This is a genomic window from Serratia sp. 22264 (assembly GCF_052045345.1).
GTDB classification, from domain to species: Bacteria; Pseudomonadota; Gammaproteobacteria; order Enterobacterales; family Enterobacteriaceae; genus Serratia; species Serratia plymuthica.
On the sequence record NZ_JBQEOY010000005.1, the window covers coordinates 34897 to 60658 of the forward strand.

At 57.3% G+C, this 25762-nt stretch carries 15 protein-coding genes and 2 pseudogenes; 7 read left to right on the forward strand and 10 right to left on the reverse strand.

The features are described from left to right. Window positions 1-40: 40 nt before the first annotated feature. From ACTJJ1_RS17500 to ACTJJ1_RS17515, 4 genes and pseudogenes are all read right to left on the reverse strand, one after another. A pseudogene (locus ACTJJ1_RS17500) lies at window positions 41-616 on the reverse strand (Ail/Lom family outer membrane beta-barrel protein). A gap of 183 nt (window positions 617-799) precedes the next feature. Further along, window positions 800-1369: a hypothetical protein gene (locus ACTJJ1_RS17505; protein WP_020439817.1), complete on the reverse strand. Its 570-nt coding sequence runs from the start codon at window positions 1367-1369 to the stop codon at window positions 800-802. 119 nt (window positions 1370-1488) lie between these two features. Then, window positions 1489-1740: a hypothetical protein gene (locus ACTJJ1_RS17510; RefSeq protein WP_020439818.1), complete on the reverse strand. Its 252-nt coding sequence runs from the start codon at window positions 1738-1740 to the stop codon at window positions 1489-1491. Continuing rightward, window positions 1737-3191, reverse strand: a complete 1455-nt coding sequence (locus ACTJJ1_RS17515; protein ID WP_440834677.1) for a VENN motif pre-toxin domain-containing protein — start codon at window positions 3189-3191, stop codon at window positions 1737-1739. Before ACTJJ1_RS17515 ends, ACTJJ1_RS17510 begins: the two co-directional genes overlap by 4 nt. Here ACTJJ1_RS17515 and ACTJJ1_RS17520 point away from each other — a divergent pair. After that, complete coding sequence (locus tag ACTJJ1_RS17520; RefSeq protein WP_440834679.1) at window positions 3178-3369, forward strand: hypothetical protein; 192 nt, start codon at window positions 3178-3180, stop codon at window positions 3367-3369. The two genes, ACTJJ1_RS17515 and ACTJJ1_RS17520, sit on opposite strands and share 14 nt — an antisense overlap. A 40-nt stretch (window positions 3370-3409) precedes the next feature. Here ACTJJ1_RS17520 and ACTJJ1_RS17525 read toward each other — a convergent pair whose 3' ends face one another. The 6 genes and pseudogenes from ACTJJ1_RS17525 to ACTJJ1_RS17550 all read right to left on the reverse strand — a co-directional run bounded on the left by ACTJJ1_RS17525 (window position 3410) and on the right by ACTJJ1_RS17550 (window position 17823). Then, on the reverse strand, window positions 3410-3778 hold the full coding sequence (locus tag ACTJJ1_RS17525) for a DUF596 domain-containing protein (protein ID WP_440834681.1): 369 nt from the start codon (window positions 3776-3778) through the stop codon (window positions 3410-3412). Further along, window positions 3775-5592 (reverse strand): annotated as a pseudogene (locus ACTJJ1_RS17530) (VENN motif pre-toxin domain-containing protein); the annotation flags it as partial. The pseudogene ACTJJ1_RS17530 and the gene ACTJJ1_RS17525, both read right to left, overlap by 4 nt. Before the next feature lie 87 nt (window positions 5593-5679). Next, entirely contained in the window at window positions 5680-5952 is a 273-nt protein-coding gene (locus ACTJJ1_RS17535) for a hypothetical protein (RefSeq protein ID WP_440834683.1), read from the reverse strand. Continuing rightward, window positions 5942-15556 (reverse strand): hemagglutinin repeat-containing protein, encoded by a 9615-nt coding sequence (locus ACTJJ1_RS17540; RefSeq protein WP_440834685.1) that lies wholly within the window; start codon window positions 15554-15556, stop codon window positions 5942-5944. The genes ACTJJ1_RS17535 and ACTJJ1_RS17540 overlap by 11 nt, the downstream gene beginning before the upstream one ends. Window positions 15557-15566: 10 nt before the next feature. Beyond that, entirely contained in the window at window positions 15567-16097 is a 531-nt protein-coding gene (locus ACTJJ1_RS17545) for a toxin-activating lysine-acyltransferase (RefSeq protein WP_004948199.1), read from the reverse strand. A 10-nt stretch (window positions 16098-16107) separates the two neighbouring features. After that, window positions 16108-17823, reverse strand: a complete 1716-nt coding sequence (locus ACTJJ1_RS17550) for a ShlB/FhaC/HecB family hemolysin secretion/activation protein (protein WP_004948201.1) — start codon at window positions 17821-17823, stop codon at window positions 16108-16110. 620 nt (window positions 17824-18443) lie between these two features. On the opposite strand from ACTJJ1_RS17550, the gene ACTJJ1_RS17555 reads away from it, so the two are divergent. The 6 genes from ACTJJ1_RS17555 to ACTJJ1_RS17580 all read left to right on the forward strand — a co-directional run bounded on the left by ACTJJ1_RS17555 (window position 18444) and on the right by ACTJJ1_RS17580 (window position 25735). After that, window positions 18444-19373 carry an aminoimidazole riboside kinase gene (locus tag ACTJJ1_RS17555; protein ID WP_004948203.1) on the forward strand — a complete coding sequence of 310 codons (930 nt, stop codon included), beginning with the start codon at window positions 18444-18446 and terminating at the stop codon, window positions 19371-19373. A gap of 190 nt (window positions 19374-19563) precedes the next feature. Beyond that, on the forward strand, window positions 19564-20973 hold the full coding sequence (locus tag ACTJJ1_RS17560; protein ID WP_004948205.1) for a carbohydrate porin: 1410 nt from the start codon (window positions 19564-19566) through the stop codon (window positions 20971-20973). Between the two features lie 68 nt (window positions 20974-21041). After that, the gene (locus tag ACTJJ1_RS17565) at window positions 21042-22412 is read left to right on the forward strand and encodes a sucrose-specific PTS transporter subunit IIBC (RefSeq protein ID WP_004948206.1); all 1371 of its coding nucleotides are present in this window, start codon (window positions 21042-21044) and stop codon (window positions 22410-22412) included. Then, window positions 22412-23821 carry a sucrose-6-phosphate hydrolase gene (locus tag ACTJJ1_RS17570; protein ID WP_037434022.1) on the forward strand — a complete coding sequence of 470 codons (1410 nt, stop codon included), beginning with the start codon at window positions 22412-22414 and terminating at the stop codon, window positions 23819-23821. The genes ACTJJ1_RS17565 and ACTJJ1_RS17570 overlap by 1 nt, the downstream gene beginning before the upstream one ends. A gap of 21 nt (window positions 23822-23842) precedes the next feature. Further along, a complete protein-coding gene (locus ACTJJ1_RS17575) occupies window positions 23843-24886 on the forward strand; it encodes a substrate-binding domain-containing protein (RefSeq protein ID WP_004948209.1) in 1044 nt (347 codons plus the stop codon). A gap of 30 nt (window positions 24887-24916) precedes the next feature. Then, window positions 24917-25735: a shikimate 5-dehydrogenase gene (locus tag ACTJJ1_RS17580; protein WP_006328125.1), complete on the forward strand. Its 819-nt coding sequence runs from the start codon at window positions 24917-24919 to the stop codon at window positions 25733-25735. Window positions 25736-25762 lie beyond the last annotated feature (27 nt).

A 25762-nucleotide genomic window follows, 5' to 3' on the forward strand; every position in this document is an offset into this window, starting at 1 on the left:
TCGGCCTGCCGCAATGGGGAGGCCGACAGCGTTCAACTCATCAGAAACGATAACCAACGCCGATATTGAAGCCGTTGATCGAGAAGTTCCTGCCGTTGACATCCAATCTGGAGCCTTCGTAGCCGACATCAAACGCCAGATTCTCCATCGGGTTTACCTGGAAACCGACGCCGTACATAAAGGACGTTTTCTTCTGGCTGCCTCTCTCTTCGCCCATATACTCGTAAGTGTTGTAGGCGTAGTTATTCCAGGATGACGTGTAATCGACCTTATTATAATTCAAACCCAAAAGACCATAGACGCTGATATATTGGTTAATACGGTACGCCGGGCCAACCGACAAGGAGTAATATTTGACTTCCGCATGGTTATCGATCCTGTCGCGATATATGTAGTAAGATTCGCTCTTATCACCGCTCATATAAGTAAAGGAGCTGATCACGCTGATCGGTTAATCCCACTCGTAACGGTATTTGAGGTTAACGCCGTTGATATTTTTGAAATTCTGCACCTTGCTTTGCGCATAACCGGCGGTGAGGGTGCTTTGCCCGGCATGGGCCGCAGCGCTGAGGCCCAGAGTGGAAATAACCATGCTGGCGATAACTAACTTCTTCATCGAATCATCCTTAATAGTAAGTAGAACAAACGTAGTGCTAACTCATGTGTGCCCATGAGTTATTGATGGTATGAATATTTTATTGGAATTTATAAACCCAACAGCTAATAGACAAGAACAAATAATAACTGACTTGATATAAAAATAAATCAGTCGAACTCGTAAGTTGCGAACCATCACGCATTAATAGTAATTTCTGCCGCCCAGTAACCCGGTCTTGTAATGGCACTCTTTATCTTCTTTCCCCCAAAATCTTGTCGCATGGTTACCCGCGGTTAAATCAATAATGCTTACATACGCATTGACTGGGTAAATATCATAGTCGTGACCGACCTCAGGAATGAAGCTGGAGGAGCGGGTGGCGATAGTTTGATTGTATTGCGATCTAAACGTCTCTTCTTTATAGGTGATGCTGACATGTTGATTCGCTTTGATTTTATACTCTATCGCATCCATGCCCTGCATTTCAGGCGACGGCGGCAGCATACCCGGCAATTTTTTATTGTAGGTAGACTTTATACCGATAACGTTAACCCCGGCGGTTAACGTCCTGGCGTCGACAAGTTTGTAACACTCCCCTGATTTTTCATAAACCTCCAGCGTTAACGGCGGCAGGTAGTTTTTCACTCTGATCCTGGCGGAATCTGTACCCGCATAATCTTCCATAGATTTTGTTAAGCTCACTGAACAGCCAGAGACAGCGCCGACAGAGAGGGTAACAGTCAGTATTTTTATCAATCGTTTTACAAGCATGATTAATCTCAATATTTAAACTAAAAATTTATTTTAAGTTGGGCTGAATAAAATCACCATTCAAAACACGGCATTCAGCCCGACTAAGAATTAAAAAAACCAACACAACACCTTAATCATTATACCTTTTTGTCTTTACACGACCGATACCAATCTAAAAGCTTAAATAAAATAGCCGCCAACGATATTGCACTTCCGCCGACAAAGCCGAAAAACACAGCTCTTAAGACCTGATCAAAAGGAAATTTAAACTCCCCACTAGTGAAAAATGACACAGTTGAAATAACCGCACCAATTAATAGCAAGAAGGCAATGCAAAATACCCAACTATAGATAAATAGCTTGATGTATTTAATAAGCGATCCCATCATTTTTTACTCCCCTTTTCATCAACAGGCTTTGAAACATCCTTTATAAAGCCGCTAGTAAACTCGGACGACATACCGCCGATGAAATCATACACATACCCTGGAACCTTATCGTCCCCAAGGATCTTAGTAACGCCTACAGGCGCATACTTACCAAATCCACCCCCGACAAGAGCACCGCCTGCTGCAGCACCAACCGACACAGGATCAGCTCCATCAGTAAAGAGAGTGCCTCCCATTGCAATACCGATATTTGCTGGGATACCTCTTCCTGGAGCCAAACCTCCCGTTACTGCCGCCGCTGTAGTGCCCCAATAATCATAAGTTTTGTTTTCATTTCCCGGTTGATTCATGTCGTACCATTGATATGCTGCATTCGCTCCGCCGCTCAATATAGAGCTGACAGCTACCTTACCTATGGATGCCGCAGGTCCCAGATAAATAGCCCCTGCTATCAGCACACCATCTTTATAGCCATTAACAATCACTTTGGCGATATTCGCACCTTCAGGTAAATCTCCTTTCGCATACTTATTCAACGCAGAACTGATTTCTGCCGAGCTTTTACCCTCTTTCACCATTTGTTCTGCCAAAGTAGAGGCTCCCTGACCGTAGCTCATCATCCCTGGCGGCAAGCTAAACTGGTCATTGTTCTCGGAGGTATTCTTACCCGATTGCCCGCCAGCTACCGCCCCCGCCGTATCACCGCTAGCCAGACCGCCGGCCAAACCACCTGCAAGCGTAGCCAATGCAGAAACCGTCTGGCGCTGCTCTTCACTCATTTTGCTGAAGTCGCTGGTGCCGAACATGGCCTCGGCAATCGCTTTGGTACCCAATGCCGCAGTCGCCGCGCCCGCTGCTCCTGCCGCTACCGACTTGCCTTGCAACTCGGCCAGCGCGCCAGCCACCACCGCATGCGCGATAACACGGCTTTCCTCATTCGGTGCCAGAAGGTGTATTTGTTCCGCCAGATACGGTGCCGCCCCACCGGCAATCGCCGCTTTCAGGTCGCCACCGGCCAGCCCTTGCACCGCAGCGACCGCCGCCTGCATCCCCTGCTGCACCTTACCGCCCGTGCCATAACCCGACTCGCTAAACGCCTGGTTATACGCCGTCTGGTAAATCTGCGCGTTGATATCGTCCTCGGTGATGACCTTGCCCGGTTTCTCTTTCGCCAGTTTGGCCGCAGCAGTCTGGCGATCGGCGTCCGTGACATTATTCATCTTCTCTTTTGCGGCTTTGGTCGCGGCGATCGAACCCTCGGTCCGCGCTATGTCCATCGCCTGATTGCCGATCTCGCCGATCAGCTGCGCCTGTTGCAGCCGTTTCTGCTCTTTCTCCTTGTCGAAGATCGGGCTTAACGTCTGGTTGGCGTGCTCGACGTCGCGGCTCAGATCGCTGACGTTCTGCGTCTGTTTGTCCTGATCGCGAATGACGAGGGTGCCGTCGCTCACCACCGCTGGTCTGACAGAATTTCATTTCAGCAGACCATGCATCTATCTGCTTACTGCTCAGATAGTTATTCTCGACAACCGCAAGAAGGTGGCCCTGTGGCCGAAGGATTTTCCGGACCAGCTGAACGATATCGGCGATGCGCCGGTGTTCAAGCGCCGTGACGGATGGAGCTGGTAACGGCTGATAAAAGGATCCCGGCTCGGTAGCCGGGATTATTTCAAGTCCATAGCTCTCCACCATCAGGTGTTAGCCAAACGACCCCAACAGGTGCCTTAACTAAAAACCACATTCCATATTCATCTAAATCATCATCCTCATCTTCATATGGGTAAGCAGGCCAGGCCTCTTGCAACATTTTTATTTGTTGCTCAACAGGATCAGTCAAAAACACGCCATTCGTAGCTAGTTTAATTTTTTTATCATTCAATAAGTTACCCAAAATAACAAAAAATATTTTTTTCCTGAAAGAGTAGTTATCAGGCAACTCAGAACATTCAACACTGATATGTTGCCATATAGCCCCCAAAGACAATCCATAAGAACTTTCGGCAACAGATGTATATATCTCATTGATATTTTTAATCATTTAAATTTAATCTCCATCCTTCTTCCACCATTTATAGATGGAGTCATTAAATCTATGGTCCATTTAGCACCAGTTTGTTGTGCTGACGTTGAAAAGTCTCTCAATGTCAAAGTGCTACCAGCAGAAGGTCCTTCTGTGACTTTTATCGAATACACCGTACCTTTACCAGGAACCACCTTCGCTGATGGCATATTCTCTGCCCCCGAAAGTTGCTTAAAGTAAGTCATAACATCAGCGTCAGTAGCTCCTTTAAATACAGGAGCACCTAAACTTAACTGTGGATCTGCAACCATTGTTTTCCCATTAATATTTAACTGGAAGTCCTTCGGATGTACTGCCGGATTATTAAACTGAGTGGCAAGGTCATCAATTTTTTTCACTGCTTGCTGCTGTAATATCGCCCCAGATGGTTTTCCACTTAAATCAGAACTATTTTTCGCATTTTGCCCGATTCTTTCTAATGCTTCTTTTTCAGCTGATAATTTCCCAGCATTCATAGCTGCCGACTCAGCCTTACCCGCAACCTTAGCTGCAACCTTCTCCGTCAGTACCACACCGCCCTTGGCCAGCCCAGCACCACCGGCAGCCAAAGATGCAATATCAGTCAGTAGTTTACCACCCTCTACCCCTGCATTGAATGATCCGCTGGCTCCCGCCTTCTGATACTCAGCTGTCAGTTTATCTATTCTGTCTATATACGATTGTTTTACTGCGCCACTCACATTACTCAATACGCCATCACCGTCGAATAAGGCAGAGATTGAATGCCATGTGTCCACTGGACTTAAGCCCATTTTCACAATGCCTTCTACCGTTTCGTACAGTGAAGCAGGCACCCCAGCAACCATCCCCGCCGCAAAGCTACCATCTTGGCCCGCATCTATCGCAGTCCATTTAGCCTGAGTACCCGCTTTACAGACCAGCGTGCCACACTCTGCCAACTCTTTATCTTTTTGAATTTTTTGGGCATCACTCAGATAATTGTTCTCAACCGCGTTCTTGCCGCTTTGCGCCCCCGCTACCGCATCCCCGGTGCCATCACCCACCAGCCCGCCTGCCAGTCCTGCCGCCAGCGTCCCCAGCGCGCTAAGCGTCTGTTTTTGGTCTTCCGTCAGGTTTTCAGGTTTCACATCCGGGTAAAGCTCACCCGCAATGTAGCGCGCCATCAGTTCTCCGCTGGCCGCACCGGCGGCTCCCGCCAGGGCGCTGTTACCGCTGGCTTTGGCCGCTACCGCACCCCACACCGCATGCGCCATCGCGTTCGCAGCAACGTTGGTACTGCCATCCGCGTTGGTCGTCATCGCCTTGATGACCCCAGCCGCATAAGGGCTCAGCCCCCCGGCCATCGCCTGCGCAAGATTGTTGCCCGCCAACCCCTGAATCGCCGCCGTGGCCGCCTGCATGCCCTGCTGGACGCTGCTGCCGGTGCCCCACTGCTTCTGCGTCGCTTTGTAGCTGTCTGTCGCGTGCAGCTTCTCGTTGTAGGCTTTCCACTGCTCTTTCGTGGCATCCTTACCCGGCTCTTTGATCCCGTTTTTCTCAAGCTCTGCCTTGCCTGCATTGATGGAGCGGATATCCCCCTCGGTCCGCGCTATGTCCATCGCCTGATTGCCGATCTCGCCGATCAGCTGCGCCTGTTGCAGCCGTTTCTGCTCTTTCTCCTTGTCGAAGATCGGGCTTAACGTCTGGTTGGCGTGCTCGACGTCGCGGCTCAGATCGCTGACGTTCTGCGTCTGTTTGCCCTGATCGCGAATAACAATGGTGCCGTCGCTCACCGCAGCGTGGGTGGTGGAGCTGTCGTGCCCGCTGTTGTTAGTTAAAATATGGATTCAACAAAAACATCTTAAGCATCCTTCTCAAGATGATATGCTCTTCCTTGTGTCATTACGTCTATTTATTTCTTAAGATTCCGGAGGCTCATCAGAGGATGATTTTTTATTGGCGTCATGCTCATCTATCTTAGCAAAAATCCATGAACCAACACCGACAGCAACGCCGACAATACCACTAACTACCAGAGAATCTTTCAAAGATTGCTGAGTAAAACGCAACTCACCAAACTTTAATAAACTAATCCCCCCTTTCACCAGTAAAATAAATACAAAAAAACACAAAAAGCAATAAATTACGCCAATAAATAATGTCTTTACTTTAACCTTGGTTTTATTTTCCATTTTTATCACCATCCCCATTTATCGTTTTTTTCAACTCATTGCTAATAACTTCACCACCCATGGTGCCGAAGATATCGCTAACCATACCGGCTGATGGCCCTAATACAGGTTTAAGCACCGTCGGAGCATAAGTTCCGATGGCACCACCGAACGCAGAGCCAGCAGCACTGCCCGATAAAGCGCCAGGATCAACCCCATCAGTAAAGATCGTTCCACCAATTGCAATACCGATATTGGCTGGGATACCTCTTCCTGGAGCCAAACCTCCCGTTACTGCCGCCGCTGTAGTGCCCCAATAATCATAAGTTTTGTTTTCATTTCCCGGTTGATTCATGTCGTACCATTGATATGCTGCATTCGCTCCGCCGCTCAATATAGAGCTGACAGCTACCTTACCTATGGATGCCGCAGGTCCCAGATAAATAGCCCCTGCTATCAGCACACCATCTTTATAGCCATTAACAATCACTTTGGCGATATTCGCACCTTCAGGTAAATCTCCTTTCGCATACTTATTCAACGCAGAACTGATTTCTGCCGAGCTTTTACCTTCTTTCACCATTTGTTCTGCCAAAGTAGAGGCTCCCTGACCGTAGCTCATCATCCCTGGCGGCAAGCTAAACTGGTCATTGTTCTCGGAGGTATTCTTACCCGATTGCCCGCCAGCTACCGCGCCGGCCGTATCACCGCTCACCAGACCGCCGGCCAAACCACCTGCAAGCGTAGCCAATGCAGAAACCGTCTGGCGCTGCTCTTCACTCATTTTGCTGAAATCACTGGTGCCGAACATGACCTCGGCAATCGCTTTGGTACCCAATGCCGCAGTCGCCGCGCCCGCTGCTCCTGCCGCTGCCGACTTGCCTTGCAACTCGGCCAGTGCGCCAGCCACCACCGCATGCGCGATAACACGGCTTTCCTCATTCGGTGCCAGAAGGTGTATTTGTTCCGCCAGATACGGTGCCGCCCCACCGGCAATCGCCGCTTTCAGGTCGCCACCGGCCAGCCCTTGCACCGCAGCGACCGCCGCCTGCATCCCCTGCTGCACCTTACCGCCCGTGCCATAACCCGACTCGCTAAACGCCTGGTTATACGCCGTCTGGTAAATCTGCGCGTTGATATCGTCCTCGGTGATGACCTTGCCCGGTTTCTCTTTCGCCAGTTTGGCCGCAGCAGCCTGGCGATCGGCGTCCGTGACGTTATTCATCTTCTCTTTCGCGGCTTTGGTCGCGGCGATCGAACCCTCGGTCCGCGCTATGTCCATCGCCTGATTGCCGATCTCGCCGATCAGCTGCGCCTGTTGCAGCCGTTTCTGCTCTTTCTCCTTGTCGAAGATCGGGCTTAACGTCTGGTTGGCGTGCTCGACGTCGCGGCTCAGATCGCTGACGTTCTGCGTCTGTTTGGCCTGATCGCGAATGACGATAGTGCCGTCGCTCACCGCAGCGTGGGTGGTGGAGCTGTCGTGCCCGCTGTTGTTGGCCCCCACCAGCAGGCCGTTGGCCATATTACCGGCGAACTGGCTGCCGATGCTGCCGCCGGAGCTGATACCCACGCTCTGGTGTTCTACCTCGAAGTCCGCCTGATTGTGGATGTCCTTGAAGCCCAGCGTGCCGGTGTCGAGTTTGTTTTTATCCGCCGTGGCGGTGCTGCCAATCACCGCGCCGTTAAGCTGGGTGTGCTCGCCCACCGTCACGTCAAAACCGCCCTTGCCGGCAAAGATGCCCGTCTGCTCCTGCACGCTGTCGTAGTTGCTGTGCATTTTGTCTTTGCTCAGGCTGATGCTGCCCGAGCCGGTCATGGAGCCAAAGGTAAAGCTGCCGCCCGCGCTGGCGTTCTGCTGTTTGGAATCGTAACGGTCGCTGTCCTGCTGGCTCTCCAGCAACAGGTTGCGGCCCACGTCGGCTTTGACCGATTCGCCGGTGACCTGCGCACCGATCAGATTGGTGTCGCGCCCGCTGGTGATGTTGACCTGATTACCGGCATTGACCGTGGTTTCGGTGTAGCTGGTGCCGTTGCCTTTCTCGTTACCCTTGCCTTTGTTGACGCTGGCCGAAACGCTCAGCCCGATACCGCCGGAGCCGACGCCGATGCCTACGCCCAACGTGCCGCCCTGGCTCTCGTTCTTGCCGTCCAGATACTGGGTATTTTTGGCGGAAAGCAGGTTCACGTCGCGGTTGGCGTTCAGGGTGACATCCTTGCCCGCCTGCAACTGGCTGCCCTGCACCAGAATGTCGCCGTCCTGGCCCTTCACGCCGTTCCCGCTGGCGGTAATGCTCAGGTTGTTGCCCGCCGTCAGGCTGCTGCCCTGGGCGGTGCTCTGCCCGCTGTTCTGGGTAGAGGTGGAAGACTGGGTGCCGTAGGAAATGCTGATCCCCACCATGTTGTTATTGGCCGGGTCGGCGCCCTGCGCCTGCGCCAACCGTGCCGCCTGTACCGCCTGCACGCCGCTCAGCGCCGCTTTGGTGCCCTGCAAGGCTGCCAGGCGGCTGTCGTCGGTGGATTTTGCCTGTTGCGAGGTTTCCACGGCGGTGTTCAGCGCGCTGCCGACGGTGCCGGAAAGCGCCAGCGTCAGCCCGGATTTTTTCTGCTCGACCTTGTGGGTCTGGCTGTTTTCATCCTGCGCCTGCGTCACTGACACATTCTTGCCGCTCAGCGCCATGTCCTTGCCGGCCACCAGCTCGGAGCCGGTCACTGCCAGATTGTTGCCCGCACCCAGCGTGACGTTGCCGTTCACGCTGCCGACGGTGCTGCCCTGGTTGGTCACCCCCTGCGAGGTGTCGGTGGTTTTCAGGCTTTCGGTGCCGTAGCTGATGCCGATGCCGCCGCTGCTCATCAGGCCGGATTTTTTCTCCTGCTTGAGGTGCAGCTCGCTGTTGCGCTCGGTGGCGCCGGTAACGGTCAGATCATGGCCCGCCAGCAGCTTCACGTCCTGGGTGCCAGCCACGCTGCTGCCCTGCACGCGCAGATCGTTGCCCGCCAGCACCTTGATGCTGTCGCCGCTCAGGGTGCTGCTCTGCAGGGTCTGGCGATCCAGGGTATCGCGGGTGGTGGTGGTGGTTTTCGACATCAGGCCGTTGCCGCCGGTCACCTTGTGGCGCTCGTCCAGATCCTGGGTGTTTTCGCCGTTGAGGATGTTGACGTCATGGCCGGCATTCAGGTTCAGCGCCTCGCCGGCGGAAATCGTCGCCGCATGCGCAGTGATATCGTTGCCCGCATTGAGGGTCACCGCGCCTTTGCCGACCACTTCGCTACCCACCTGCTGGCTGTTGCCCTGTTTCAGACTGTTGTCGCCGTTCCAGATCAGGTTGTCGCGGCTGGCGGTGGTCACCGCGTTCAGGTTGAGATCGCGCCCGGCGCTCAGCAGCGTTTGGCCGTTCTCACCGCTGTTGACCACCTGCGCCGCATCCAGTTTGATGTCGCGCCCGGCCTGCAGCATCAGCTTGCCGTCGGCGCCCTGCACGTACATGCCCGCCACGCTGTCGATATTGGTGCGCTCGAAGCTGTTGGCACCGTTCACGCTTTGCGCCGCCCGGGTGGTGCTGATGGCGTTGATGTCGCGCCCGGCGCTGGCCAGCAGCGAGTTGTTGCCCTGGATCACGCCGCCGATATTATTGATATCGGTGCGAGCGGTCAGGCCGACGTCGGCCCCCTGAATGCTGCCCGCCATATTGGTGATGTTGGCGGCGCTCAGCTTCACCACTTCGCGCCCGGCGATATGGCCGCTGTTAAACAGGCTGTCGCCGAGGTTGAGGTTAAGATTGCGCCCGGCGATCAGCGCGCCGGAGCCGTCCAGATCGCCCGGTTGCATGCGGGCATACACCTGCGGCACCAGTACGTTTTGCTGGCTGCCGTCCGGCAGCGTGACCTTGGCATTCACCAGCCAGACGATGTCTTTGGTCAACAGCCCCATTTGTTCCGGCGTCAGCGCCACGCCGACCTTCAGGTTATATTGCCGGCTGAAGGCCAGCCCCTGATCCATCAGCGCCTTGAACTGCTCTTCGTCGTTGTTGTACCCGTCCAGATAACGCTGGCCGGTCAGGTTGATCACCTGCTCGCGGATCAGCCGCTGCTCGTAGTAGCCATCCCCCAGGCGTTTCAGCACGTTGTCCTGGTTGTTGGTGGCTTTCGCGATCATGTAATCCGAGCCCAGCCAGGATTTTTGGTTGGTGAAGCGCGGATCGGTTTCCACCAGATACTGGCCGCCCGGCGCCGGATTGGTTTTGAACAGGCTGTTGTCCGGCAGGCGGGTGTCCGGCCCGACGATGCGCACTACGCTGCTCGCCGCGTCGCCCTGCAGGGCGTTCACTTTGTTGGCCACTTCAAACTGCTGGCCCGGTTGCAGGGCCGCCGCCTGAATCACCGGCAGTTCACCGCCGCCGATGGTCTGCATCCCGGCAGAAATATCGCTGCCGGTGACCCCTGCATTCACCCCGCCGGCCTGGCCGATGGTGGCGTCTGTGCCTTGCGGCGTCAGCGGTGCAATGGCTATCGGGTTACCCGCCACCTGCCCGTGGTCGATCAGCTGGCTCGGTTTCAACGCGATGGTCTGGATGGTGGTCGGCGGCGTATAGGCCGTGGTGTTATGCCCCTGTTTGTCAGTGCCTTTTTTCTTGATGCGGTAGTAGCTGGTCACGTCCCCGACGTCGGTGGTCAGCCGCTGGCCCGCCACCGCCACGTTATCCACGCTACCGGCGTTAATCGCCAGCGTGCCGCCGGCCACCACCTGGCTCTTGTCGTTCAGCAAATGCCCTGCGTTGATCGCCATATCGCCACCGGCGATGATTTTGGCCGGATCGCTTTCCTTAATCTGGGTTTCCTGCACCGTCCGGTCATAGTCGTACTGATTAAATCTGTCGTTGCCGTGCCCGGTTTTACCTGGGGTGTTCAGGTTCAGCAGCGAGTCTGACGAATTGCGGTCAACGAAGACGCCTTGTTCCCCCGCCTTCCAGCGCACCGGATCGCCGGACTGCTGATACTCGGTGACTTTTTCGTTGGAAACGGTGACCAACTCGGTACTGAAACGATCGTTGATGTTGTTGATCAGCGCGGCGGACAGCGCCATGTTGCCCGCAGACTCAATGGTCGAACTGTGGTTGTTAAGGGTGCCTGCCTGGCCGCTTGCCAGGTGGTTGCCGTCAAGCTGGCCGCCAATCGCCATATCGCCACCGCTGTAAATCAGCCCGTGATCGTAGTTGTTCAGCGTCTGGGTGCCGATATCCACCCGCTCGCGCCCGGCCAGCGTAGCGGCGGTGCCGTTCTCCGCCAGGTTGTTGAAGGTCGCGGTCTGCACGCCGATGGCGTCGCCATAAATACGGCCGGTGCCGATGTTGTTCAGCGTGTTGGCCGTCAGCAGGGTGTGCTTGCCGTCGATCAGGCCGTAGTTGGTCAGGGTGCCGTTCACCGTCAGCCAATCCTGCCCGGCATTGATCTCGCCGCTGGCGGCGTTAAACAGGTTATTGGCGTGCAGATCCAGCTTCGCTCCCGCCAGCAGCTTGCCGCTGTTGGTGACATCGCCCGGCGTGGTGAAGTTGAAATTGCCGTTGGCGATCATCTCGCCGCTGTTATTGATGCCCTGAGCGCTGACCAGATTGATATCGCCCAGCGACAACAGCTGCCCGTCACCGCCGATCGCATTGGCGTTAATCTCCAGCAGCTTGCCGGCTTTGAGCGTGCCGCCGGTGTTCAGCAGGTTGAGCGCCGAGCCCTTCAATTGCAGGTTGTCGGCCGCAGCCAACTGGCCGCCGCTGTTATCCAGGGTGCCATCGTTGGTGATGGCCAACTGCCGGTCAGCCAAAATGCTGCCGCCACGATTGCTCAGCGTGCCGGTGTTCAGAGTCACCGTCTGGCCTTCCAGCCCTTTATTGTCCGCCAGCGTGGCGTCATTGGTGAACTGCAGGGCGTTGAGCGTCACGGTAGCGCCGCTGCGGATCAGCCCCAGGGTGTTATCGATAATCCCCTGCGCGCTGCCCAGCAACAGATTGCCGACCGCCTGAATCTGCCCGTTGCGGTTATCCAGCCCGGTGTTGTTCAGCGTTACCGCCTGCTCGCCGATGATCCGCCCGCCGTTGCTGTTGTCCAATTTGAGCGCCGCCAGCATGAAATCGCCCTTGGCCCCCAGCGTACCGCCCTGGTTATTGATATCGCCGCCGTTGAGTTGCAGCTGGCCCAGGCTGTGGAGAGTGCCGTTTTGGTTATCCAGTTGCTGGCCGCGGGTATCCAGCAGCATGTCGCCGCCGGCCTGCACCAGCCCGCTTTGATTGTTCAGGCCGCCCGCACCGGTGGTGGTGAGCGTCAACGCCTGCTGCGCCACCAGCTTGCCGCCACCGTTCAGCAGCGAATCGGCATCAAGTTGCAGATTTTTGCCGGCAATCACCACACCCTGGCCGTTATCGAACAGGCCGGTAGACAGGTTCATCGCACCCTGGCTGGTGATGCCGCCTTTCTCGCCGCCGTTGGCGTTGGTCAGCCGATCGACCGCCAGATCCAAACGATCGCCGCTCTGGATCAACCCGCCGTCGTTGTTATTGAGGCTACTGCCGTGCAGCTCCAGCGCCGTTTGGGCCGCCAGTTGGCCGCCCCGGTTTTCCAGCATACCAAAGTTGATCTTCGCCGCATCGGCGCTGACCAGCGTCCCCTGATTATTCAGCACAGACCCGCTATCAAGCTGCAGTTTTTTGCCTGCGCCTATCACCCCCAGATTGCTGTTATCCAGCAGTTCTTTGGCGTTCAGCGCCATGTCCTGGCCGGATTTGATCGCCCCGCCCTGGTTATTGATCACCCCGGCGGTCGCCGACAGCTGTTTTTCGGAAGCCAGCGTGCCGTGGCGGTTATCCAGTTGGCTGCCATTCAGTTGCAGATCGCCCGAGCTGGCGATAAAGCCGCTTTGGTTATCCACCTCGCCGCCGGCGATGTTCAATTTGCCCAGGCTGCTGATGCCGCCATTTTTGCCGCTGTCGCGGTTGGTCAATGCCTGGCCGTGGGTATCTATTGTCGCGTCGCCGCCGGCCTGCAACAGGCCGCCGTCGTTGGTCAATGCCAGGCTGTCGATGTTCAACCGTTGCTTGCCAACCAGCGTGCCTTTGCCGTTATCCAGCCGGCCGGTGAAGAGTTCGGTGGCACCGCCCCCCACCAGCATGCCCTGGCTATTGTCCAGCGCACCGCTGTGGATCGACAGCGCCCCCTGGCTGAGAATGCCGCCGGTTTCGCCGCTCAGGCGGTTGCTCAACGCGGCGCCCTGGGTGTCGAGGCTCATGTCGCCGGCGGATTGCAGCAGGCCGCCGTCATTGGTCAGCGCCCCGCCGTTCAGGCGCAAATCGCCCGCAGCGGCGATAGCGCCCTGTTGGTTGTTCAACGCGCCCTTGCCGAGCGCCAGAGAAATGGCACCGCCAACCACTTGCCCACCCTGGTTTTCCAACCCGGGGCCGCTCAGTTGCAGCCCTTGTTTGGCTTCGATACGGCCGCTGCGGTTATCCAGCGCCTGACGGGTCGCCACCTCACCGTTGCCGGTAGCGGCGGAAACCAGGCCCTTGCGGTTATCCAGTTTATCCGCCTGCAATCGCGTATTGGCGCTCGCGGCCAGTTGGCCCTGCTGGTTGTCGAGGGTGCCGCCAATCTGCGCATTCAGGCTGCCGTCCTGCGCGGCGATCACTTTGCCGTTTTGGTTGTTCAGCTGTGCGGCGTTCAAGGCCACATTGCCGTTGGCCGCCAGTTGGCCGCCCTGATTGTCGATACCCTTACGGGTGCTGAGGCGCATGTCGCCGTTGCCGCTCTGCACCAATTGGCCGCTGCGGTTGGACAGGCTGCCGGCCTCCATAGCAATCTGCTGCGCCGACGTAGTGCCGCCATCCAGCACGTAGTCGCCGCCCTGCATCGAGAGCTGCCCGTTGGACAACAGCTTGCCGTTATCCCCTTGCAGCCGGCCGGTATTCACCGCCAGCCTGCCCTTGCCGGCATGGATAATCTGCCCGCTCTGGTTGTCGATCGCCCCGGCGTTCAGCGTCAGGTTGTTGCCGTTGTTGGCAATGCGGCCGCCGCCGTTGTCCAGTTTGCCCTGCTGATTCAGGGCCAGATCGTCTTCGCCGAGCTGGGCGATCTCGCCCTTGCGGTTGGATATGTCATGCGCGCTCAGCGCCAGTTTGTTCGCCGTCAGCGTGCCGCCGTCGTTGTTCAGCCGTTTGCCGGTGTCGGCAACCAGTTGCTGCGCCGCTTCAACCTGCGCATTGGCCGTGGTTAAGTCGCCCTGCCCGGCGTTCAGCGTTACATTGGCGCCGGCGGTGCGGCTGCCGCCGATGTCCATGCCTTGCCCGCCGGCACGCAGGTTGCCCGCCGCCAGGTTCTGACCCTGCGCGGTCAGTTTGCCGCTGGTGGTCAACGCCAGTTCGCCGCTGCCGCCCAGTTTGCCGTCCTGCTGCACGCCTGCCGCCAGGGTGCTGCCTTTGCTGCTGTTCAGGCTGGCGGCCTGAATCTGCACATTGTTGCGCGCGGCGATGGAACCACTGTTTTGCACCTCGCCCTCGCTGGTAACGGCGGCATTGCCCGCAGCGAACAGCGAACCGCTGTTGCTGATGCCCTGTTTCGAAGCCACCGCCATATCGCCGCCGCCGCTGATGGCGCCGCTGTTTTCGATGCGGCCATCGGCGGTCACCACCACGCTGCCGGCCTGCGCGCCGATATTACCGGCGTTGCGCACCCCGACGCCGGTTTCGGTGCCGATCATGCGGATCTTGCCGGCATACATGCCGCCCAGCTTGGCCACATCCACCGCCAGCTGCGGACGAGTGGCCGGATCGTCGCTCTGTTTTTCGATCTGCTGATGCGCCGCATCCACCTTGTTGCGCCCGGTGGTGACTTTCAAATCGTTGGCCCACAGCCCGGCATTGATCTTCGTCGAACGGGCAATGATCTCGGTATAATCCTGACGTGAACTGTCCATGCCGGCGCCTTCCACCACCACTTCGCCGCGCTCGACGTTAAACCCGGTCAGATTGCCGTTGTTCATCTGCGCCTGGCCGGTGGTCAGCGTAGCGCGGTTGGCGTTGATAAAGCCGCAGCCGTTACAGGTAATGCCGGATGGGTTGGCGATCACCACCTGCGCACGCTGGCCGGCGACCTCGATATACCCGTTCAGGCGGCTGGGATCGCGGGAGTTGACCTCGTTGAGGATCACCTTGGCTTCGCCTTTCGCCAGCCACGGGTTGCCATCGACCCAACCGCCCTGCTGGGTCTGGGTCATTTTGTGCGAGTTGTTGAGGATCGCGCCTTGTTTGTCGACGTCGAACTGGCTGTAGGTGTTGCGGGAAACCCCACCGGCGCTTGGGGTCTGAATATTGACCTGCGGCGTACCGTTGGCGCTGTTGACGATGGTCGGCTGCTGGCCGCCCGGCGCATTGTGATCGGCGACAATGGCCGCCTGCACCGGCTGGATAGCGCCCAATGCCAATAACAGGCTGAAGCTGACGGCGCTCATCTTGCCGATACACTGGCTCAGGGTATGGCCCAGGCCAGGCGAACGCGCGGAACCGGCACGGCCGGAGCGGGCGATATCCGCCACCACCATCAGCATGCCACGCGCTTTGTTGAAAACGATACGGTACAGGTTCTTGTTCATGGCAATGTCCTTATTGAATGTCCGACGGCTCGACGGCTAACGGGTGGTTCGCCCACCATTGCTGCGCTTGCTGGTGGCTGACCTGCGCGCCTTTAAAGTTCACGACGCGTTTGCCGCGCTGCGCCCCACGGTGGTACAGCGCCCGTACGCAGAACTGCGGGAAAATATCCCGGGCGATCAGATTGCGCATTTCCCGCGTGTGGCCGAACGGGGCGATCCAGTCGCAGAACCACAGGCGATCGCCGCTGTTCCAGTCGTTTTCCTGCATATTTATCGCCGGTTGCGTTAGATAACGTGCTTCGGCCTCTTGACTCATCCCGGCCCAACTGAGGAAAAACACCGGCTGATTTTGGTACGACGCCAGCACATATTGCTGCCGCTTGATGATCGGCAGCAGCAGCGTCGGCAGGGTGTGCAACGGCGCATCGCGGTGCATCGGCGAATGCATCCACAGCCATACCGCCGCGCCAAAGGCTTCCGCCTCGCTGTCATCACCGCCGAGGATCAGCGGTGCCCGGATATCGTAGTCACCTATGCGCATCGTCGTTCCCTCAGTAGTTCCAGCTCAGATTAAAGCCCAGCGTTACCGGGCTGGTGCTGAAGCCGTCCGGTTTGGAGAACGGCACGCCGGCGAACAGGTCGTAACCCACCTTGAAGGCGTAACCGCGCAGACCGACCACCCCACCCGCCAGATGTTGCCCGACCAGGTAATCGGTGCCGTAACCGCCCACTTCGCCATAGTCGGCCCCCAGGTACAGTTCTTGCCCCGGCAGCGGCGTGCGCCAGGCCAGATCGTTGCGCACGAACCAGCCGTGGTTGGCGTTCAGGGTGCGTTCACCGTCAAAGCCGCGTACCGTCCAGCGGTTGCCGATAGCAAACTGATCCTGCGGCGTCAGTGGGGTATCGCTGATCTGACGCTGGTACTGCACGTTGTATCTGAAGTTCTGGTTGAACAGGCTGAACGGCACGTCAAGCTGGGCGTTGAGCTGCACAATTTTGCTGAGCGCCGTGGCCTCGCCAAAGGTCTCTTCCGGCGCAGGCAATGCGCCGAACCAGCGAGTGCCGCGCTGATAGCTAACGCCGGCATCCAGCGTGGCCTGCTGGATGTAATGACGGTGCTGCAAGCCCAGCCGCCAGCCGGAGGTGCGGCGGCGCTGCACTTCCACTTCGGTATCGTTGATGTAGTTGCTGGATTCGCGCGCCAGCACGTCATAGGTCAGCGTGGTTTTCTGGCTGCCGTTACGGTGCAGCACCCGGCTGAGCTGGAAATCCAGGTTCTTGCTCTTGCCGCTGTAGCGGTAATCCTGATTCTGCCCGGCGATGGTCTGGTGATAGTCATAACTGTTGGCGGTCACCCCGGCCATCCAGTAGCCGAACGGCACCGAATAATGGCCGGTGATGTTTTTGGTGCCTCTGCCGCCCTGGTTTTGCAGGTCGGTGGAGCCGGAGATGTAGAACAGATCGCTGAGCGAGAACGGGTTATCCAGCGACAGCGTCAGGCCGCCCTGATAGCGGCCGGTGCTCTTGGTGCCGGAGTCATCCAGCGAAGCGCCAACGCGCCACATGCGTTCTTGCTTCCAGCTCAGGGCGATATCGCTTTCGCCGGGCTGCTCGCCGGGAATGATTTCCATATTGGCCTGCACCGTCGGCAGGCGCTGCAGGTTTTCCAGCCCCTGCTCGATATCACGCAGATCCAGCAGGTTGCCGGCATGGGCCGGGAAACTGCTGTAGGGCTGAATATAGCGGCCGCTGTCCGGCGTCAGTTTCACCTGGCGCACATAGCCGGGCACCACCACCAGCCGCAGCTTGCCGCTTTTCAGATCCTGCGTCGGCGCCAGCACCCGCGTGGTGATATAGCCGCTATCCACCAGCCGGTTTTGCAGGGTACTCATCAACAGGTTGATGCCCTGCCCGCCCAGGCACTGGCCCTGCGCCTGGTTGGCAATGCGCTGCAACGGCAACCAATGCGGGAGTTTGTCCTGGCCGGTCAAAATGACCTGTTCGATAGGGAAGCAGGGTTTTTCCTGCGGGAAAGCAATGCGGCCAAAACCGGATGAAGGTGGCGACAGCCGCACATCCGGCGTCGGAGGGGTTAGCTGCTGCTCCAGCGCTTTTTGCCGCTGCTGCTGTATGATCAGCTGATCGCCATTTGGCGCTGCCGCCAGAACCGGTTGATTGAATATAAACAGCGGCAAAACAACGGAGCCAAATGGAATACAGCCCTTGCGCACAGCAAGGCTGAGCGAAGAATAAGCAGAGACGCGCATGACTTTTTCCCTGTCGAAGGACAAATAAAAGATAAGAATTGTAAGTAAACGCGAACATTATGCGCGCGAATAGCGCGGGATCAACCCTATTTTGGCTAATAATGAGCGCCGGATAACAAATACGTGATATGAATAATCCGAGAGGTTAGTTCTCTTGCCCTGCCACTCCATGTAGTGACAATGCAACTCACTGTTTATATTGAAAATAATAATACAGCCAAAATATCAACCCAAAAGAGTTAGGAATAATCGCATTCCAATAATGCAATTATTCATCATAACCAATTATTGCCAAACACCGCAAAAATTTAAGACATTTCCTATTTAAAGAACATTTAATCATGAATTAATCACCGTACTGAATGATATTATTATTAATCCCGCCTCCAATTTTTAATTATATCCATCCTATTTCTAGCTGTAGCCTTGCTGGCCGTAACTTAAGGCTCACAGGACGGCGTTATTAACCTGCCCCCCTTATTCCAGGAGAGGGTAACCGGCCCTCTATCCTTTCTTCCGGCACCCGGATTTAGGGCCTTTGCGGATTCTTTCATTGCATTGCTAAACCGGTTCTTCTATTTTAGCTCGCCATCTGACACAGGTTAAAACAGAGGTTGATCATGGGAAATCGCGTATGGGTGCTGGGTGACGCTGTAGTCGATCTGGTTCCTGAAAATTCAAACAGTTATCTCAAATGCCCCGGCGGTGCGCCTGCCAACGTAGCGGTCGGCATCGCCCGTCTGGGCGGCGATAGCGCCTTTATCGGCCGGGTCGGCAAAGATGGTTTCGGCGCGTTCTTGCAGCAGGTGCTGAGCGAAGAGCAAGTGGATATCCGCCACATGACGCAGGATGACAAGCATCACACCTCCACCGTGGTGGTGGATCTCGATCTGCTCGGCGAACGCACCTTCACTTTCATGGTCACCCCCAGCGCCGATCTGTTCCTGCAACCTGAAGATCTGCCGGAGTTCAAAGCGGACGAGTGGTTGCACGTTTGCTCTATCGCCCTGTCGCAAGAACCCAGCCGCAGCACCACCTTCACCGCGATGGAGAACATCAGGGCGGCCGGTGGCTGGGTGAGTTTTGATCCTAATATTCGTGAAGATGTCTGGCGCCAACCGGAAGCGCTGCGCCCCTGCCTGCAAAAGGCGCTGCTGCTGGCGCACGTAGTCAAAATCTCGCAGGAAGAATTGAGTTTTATCAGCAATATCGGTGAGCTGGAGAGCGCCATCGACTGGATGATGCAGCGTTATCCGCTGCGTTTGCTGCTGGTCACGCTGGGCGGCGATGGCGTATGCGTGCATGACGGCAAACGGATCCGCCATTTCCGCGCCCCCTTGATCGTCCCGATCGACACCACCGGCGCAGGCGACGCTTTTGTCGCCGGTCTGCTGGCTGCGCTGGCGCAACTCGGCGCGCTGCCGGAGGATGAACAGTGGCCAGAGGTGATCGCCCAGGCCCAAGCCTGCGGTGCGTTGGCCACCACCGCCAAAGGCGCCATGACTGCGTTACCCACCGCCGACGAATTGCAGACTTTCCTCCAACGCTAATCTCATCACGGTGGGCCAGGCTCACCGTTTTTCCGCTGCCGGGCCGAATTTGCGCACTCGATCACAATAGCTGAATCGGGTTAGCAAACTTGGTTGCCAGCCGCCTTTCAACTCTCTATCTTTCCCCATGAAAAACCGGTTTAGCAATTTAGCACAAAACAAAAACAACTTACCCGGATGATAGAGAACCATGAAAAAACTTAGCTATTTGGCTGTAACTACAGGGCTCCTCATTTCCACCTCTGCAGCGGCGGCTGGCGCCGACAGCAGTATCGAAGCACGCCTGAATGCGCTGGAACAACGGCTGCAACAGGCTGAACAACGTGCCACCCAGGCCGAAACACGCGCCACGGCGGCAGAACGTCACGCACAACAGTTGGAACAACGCACCGCCAACACCGAGCGGCAAACCGTACAGGTTGCGCAGCGTACCGCAACGCTGGAAACCAAGGCTGCGCCGACTTCCAGCCTGAAGTTGAACGGGTTTAACGATCTGAAACTGTATGGCGACGTCGAGTTCAACCTCGACGGTGCCAGCCGCAGCGGCCAGCTCACCTCGTTGAAAACCAGCAACAACAAGGACTGGAAGCCCGGCAACAAAGAGCGTTGGGATATCAACGGTCGTATTCTGGTCGGCGTGGACGGTTACCGTCGCAACCAGGACGGCAACTTCTCCGGTTTCAGCGTACAACCGCTGGCCGACATGACCGGTAAAATGAACCTTGATGATGCCGCCTTCTTCTTCGGCAACGAAAAGAACTGGCAGACCAAAATCGGGCGCTTTGAAGCCTACGATATGTTCCCGCTCAATCAGGACACCTTCATCCAGTATTCCGGCAATACCGCCAACGATCTGTATGCCGATGGCTTTGGCTATATCTACATGATGAAAGAAGGCCGCGGCCGCAGCAGCAGCGGCGGCAACCTGATGCTGAGCAAATACGCCGGCGACTTCTACTTCGAGCTCAATACGCTGGTGGAAGACGGTTCCTCACTGTTCCAGGACAAGGCCTACCACGGCAACAGCCTGGATAATAAGAAAAACGTCGCCTATCTGCGGCCGGTGCTCGCCTGGAAGAAAGACCAGTTCAGCGCGGCGGTGGCGATGGAAAGCAACGTGGTCAACAATGCCTATGGTTATCAGGACAATCAGGGAAAATTCGTCGACCAGTCCAAACGTAACGGCTATGGCATGACCATGACCTGGAATAACACCGCCGCCAATCCGGACAACGGTGTGGTCGCCAACCTGAGTACCGCCTATCTGGACGCGTCGGGCGAAAAAGACTTAACCGCCGGCATCAACGTGCTGTGGCGTCGTTTCGAAGTGGGATATATCTACGCCCACAACGACATCAAAGAGTTTAATACTGCCGGCATGGCGGCCGACATCAATAACCCGCTCAGTGAACCGGGCAAGTATGACATTCACACCATCCATACTTCGTATCAGATACCTAATATCATGAATATGAAGAACTTCAATTTGTACCTCGGGGCCTACGTCTCGATGCTTGAAGCCAACGCCGATAACAAAATAGCCAACGCCAATAACGATCAGCGCTACGGCGTGCGCGCCAGATTCAAGTACTTCTTCTGACGCAGGCTGGCAACGAATTTCCGCCGCGGAAAGCCGCGGCGGTGTTTTGATTTATTAAGGGAGAAAACATGGACATTACCGCAACCGCTAACGCGCTTTTGCCGCTGCTCGGCGGCAAAGAGAACATCGCCAGCGCCGCCCACTGCGCCACCCGTCTGCGGCTGGTGCTGGTAGATGACAGCAAGGTGGATAAAGCTGCAATCGGCAAACTTGACGGGGTGAAGGGCTGCTTCAGCAACGCCGGGCAGATCCAGGTGATTTTCGGCACCGGGCTGGTCAACAAGGTGCATGCGGAATTTATCAAGGCGGCGGGCGTCAGCGAATCCAGCAAGTCTGAAGCCGCCGACATCGCGGCGAAAAAACTCAACCCGCTGCAACGTATCGCCCGCCTGCTGTCGAACATCTTTGTGCCGATCATTCCGGCTATCGTCGCCTCCGGTTTGCTGATGGGCCTGCTCGGCATGGTGAAAACCTACGGCTGGGCCGACGCCAACAGCGCGCTGTTCGTGATGCTGGACATGTTCAGCTCGGCGGCGTTTATCATCTTGCCGATCCTGATCGGCTTCACCGCCGCACGCGAATTTGGCGGTAACCCTTATCTGGGCGCCACGCTGGGCGGCATTCTGACCCACCCGGCGCTGACCAACGCCTGGGGCGTCGCCGGCGGTTTCCACACCATGAATTTCTTCGGACTCGAGATCGCCATGATCGGCTATCAGGGGACGGTGTTCCCGGTGCTGCTGACGGTGTGGTTTATGAGCGTGCTGGAAAAACAGCTGCGCAGAGTGATCCCCAACGCGCTGGACCTGATCCTGACGCCATTCCTGACGGTGGTCATCTCCGGCTTCGTCGCCATGCTGTTTATCGGCCCCGCCGGGCGCGCGCTGGGTGACGGCATCTCCTTCGTGCTCAGCACGCTGATTGCTCACGCCGGTTGGTTCGCCGGATTCCTGTTCGGCGGCCTGTATTCCGCCATCGTCATCACCGGCATTCACCACAGCTTCCACGCCGTAGAGGCCGGGCTGCTTGGCAACCCGAAAATCGGCGTTAACTTCCTGCTGCCGATCTGGTCGATGGCCAATATCGCCCAGGGCGGCGCTTGCCTGGCGGTGTATTTCAAAACCCGCGACGCCAAGATTAAAGCCATTGCGGTGCCTTCGGCATTTTCCGCCATGCTCGGCATTACCGAGGCGGCGCTGTTCGGCATCAACCTGCGCTTTGTGAAGCCCTTCCTGGCGGCGCTGGCAGGCGGTGCGCTCGGCGGCGCCTGGGTGGTGGCCAATCACGTCGGCATGAACGCCGTCGGGCTGACGGCGATCCCTGGGTTGGCGATCGTGCAGGCCAGCTCGCTGCTGAGCTATATCATTGGTCTGGTTATCGCCTTCGGCAGCGCCTTTACGCTCTCGCTGCTGCTGAAATACAAAACGGACAGTGAATGATGGAAGAACTGAATTTGATGAAACAGGCCGTTCAGGCGCTGATGACGGGTATGCCGCTGGCGCTGCGCGATCCTCATCGCCCGGTATGGCATCTGGCCCCCAGCGTCGGCCTGCTGAACGACCCCAACGGGTTTATTCAGCATAATGGGGTTTATCATCTGTTCTATCAGTGGAACCCGCTGGGCTGCGATCACCGCAACAAATGCTGGGGCCATTGGCAATCGACGGATCTGCTCAACTGGCAGCATCAGCCGGTGGCGCTGGTGCCCGGCGCTTGTTACGACAGCCACGGCTGTTACTCAGGCTCGGCGGTGGTGGCAGACGGCAAAATCATGCTGGCGTATACCGGCAACGTAAAATACCCCGACGGTTCTCGCACCGCGTACCAGTGCCTGGCGCTGGAAAATGCGCAGGGCGGGTATGACAAGCTCGGCCCGGTGCTGCCGCTGCCGGAAGGCTACAGCGGCCACGTGCGCGATCCCAAGGTTTGGCGCCATCAAGACAACTGGTACATGGTGCTCGGTGCCCGTGACCTGCAGGATCGCGGTAAGGTGCTGTTGCTGCGCTCCGCCGATCTGCGCAGTTGGCAGCTGTTGGGGGAGATTGCCGGATCGCAGCTGAACGGCATGGGCGATTTCGGCTATATGTGGGAATGCCCGGACCTGTTCACGCTGGCGGATGCCGAGGTGTTGATTTGTTGCCCGCAAGGGCTGGCGGCGCAGGACGAACGTTATCTCAACGTTTACCAGGCGGGCTATCTGACCGGCAAGCTGGATTATCGGCAGGCGGCCTTTGAACATGGCGAATTCCACGAGCTGGACGCCGGGTTCGAATTCTATGCGCCGCAAACCACGCTGGCCGAAGACGGCCGCCGTCTGCTGGTCGGCTGGATGGGCGTACCGGAGCAGGACGAAGCCTGTCACCCGACGTTGCAATACGGCTGGATCCATACCATGACCTGCCCGCGCGAGCTTTCTTTGCAGAACGGCAAGCTTTACCAACAGCCGGCCCGTGAGTTGCAACGGTTACGCGGCGAGGGCAGCCAATGGCAGGGAATTGCAGATAACGCGCCGGGCTGGCCGGTCGACAGTGCCGAAGTGATGCTGACGCCCAACGGCGCATTCAGCGCCGACTTTGGCGATGCGATGACGTTGAGTTGGGACGGCGCCTTGCTGCGCCTGACGCGCAACAACCTGCGCAACGGGCAGCCTGAACACCGTTACTGGCGCGGTGAGGTCACCCATCTGCAAATGCTGTTCGACAGCTCCAGCGTGGAGATTTTTATCAACCACGGCGAAGGGGTCATGAGCTCACGCTACTTCCCTGGCCCGCAGCCGCGCCTGCGTTTGAGCGGAGAGGCGCAGCTTGCACTGGAGCACTGGCCGCTGACGCCATGCATGCTAGAATGACGCATCTCCCGTTGAACTCAGATGCCGTCAGTGAAAAAAAACAAACGCATAACCATCAGTGATATTGCCGCGCTGGCCGGCGTGTCGAAATCGACCGCCAGCCTGGTGCTTAACGGACGCAGCAAAGAATACCGGGTGTCCGACGACACCCGTGACCGCATTCTGGCGCTGGCCGGCGAGCACCACTATCAGCCTAGCTTCCATGCACGTTCGTTGCGCTCTTCCCGCAGCCATACCCTGGGGCTGGTCGTGCCGGAAATGACCAACTACGGTTTTGCCGTGATTTCACGCGAGCTGGAAACCCTGTGCCGCGAGGCCGGTTTGCAGTTGCTGATCGCCTGCTCCGATGAAAACCCGGCACAGGAAATGATGGCGGTGAACAGCCTGGTGCAACGCCAGGTCGACGGCCTGATTGTCGCCTCCAGCCAGCTCAGCGATGTGGAATACCAAAAGATTAACGCCGGCCTGCCGGTGGTGCAGATGGACCGCCTGATCACCGGCTCCGCGTTGCCGCTGGTGATGACAGACTCACTGACCTCGACCGCCACGCTGGTGGAAAACGTCGCGCGCCAGCATCCGGACGAATTTTATTTCCTCGGTGGCCAGCCGCGCATCTCGCCGACGCGCGATCGCTTGGCCGGTTTTCAGCTCGGCCTCGAACGCGCCGGGGTGACCTGTAAACCGGAATGGATCATCAACGGCAATTACCACCCCAGCTCCGGCTACGAGATGTTCGCTCAGCTTTGCGCGCAGCTTGGCCGGCCGCCGAAAGCGCTGTTTACCGCCGCCTGCGGCCTGCTGGAAGGGGTGTTGCGCTATCTGAATCAGCATCAGTTAATGGAAAGCGACCTGCACCTTTGCAGTTTCGACGACCACTACCTGTTCGATGGCCTGACGCTGAAAATCGACACCGTAGCCCAGGATTGCCGCGCCCTGGCCCAGCACAGTTTCGATATGGTCAGCCGGCTTATCGACGAGCAGCCGTTGGCGCAGAATTCATTATATCTGCCGGGCAGTATCCACTGGCGCCACCCAGGTTCGAAGGCACTGCTCGGCCAGCCCTAAATTCAGGTTTTCCCGATTAAGGAGCCCATCATGAGTCGTGAGATTAACAAAGATACCCAGCTGTGCATGTCGCTGGCCGGCCGCCCTGGCAACTTCGGCACCCGCTTCCATAACTATCTGTACCAGGAACTGGATCTGAACTTTATCTATAAGGCATTCACCACCCAGGATATTCAGGCGGCGGTGGGCGGCGTGCGCGCTCTGGGTATTCGCGGTTGCGCGGTCTCCATGCCGTTCAAAGAGAGCTGCATTCCCTTCCTCGATGAGTTGGACGCTTCCGCCACGGCGATTGAATCGGTCAATACCATCGTCAATGACGGCGGCTTCCTGCGGGCCTATAACACCGACTATATCGCCATCGCCAAACTGCTGGCACAGCATCAGATCCCGGCGGACACCACTTTCGCCCTGCGCGGCAGCGGTGGCATGGCAAAGGCGGTGATCGCCGCCCTGCGCGACGCCGGTTTCAAACGGGGACACATCATCGCCCGCAACCCGGCGGCAGGCCAGGCGCTGGCTAGCGCTTACGGTTATCAGTGGCTGGCGGAAGTCGGGGAGTTAACCGCGGATATGCTGATCAACGTGACCCCCATAGGTATGGCCGGCGGCGCGGAGGCGGAACAGCTGGCCTTTACCCCGGCAACCCTCGAAGCGGCGAAAATCGTCTTCGACGTGGTGGCACTGCCGGCGGAAACCCCGCTGATTCGCAACGCGCGCAAGCAAGGCAAACGGGTGATCACCGGTGCGGAAGTGATTGCATTGCAGGCGCTGGAGCAGTTCGTACTCTATACCGGCGTGCGCCCTACCGATGAGCAGATCGCCCGCGCCGCGGCGCATGCTCGCGGCTGAATTTTATCAAAGCATTGATATAGAAAA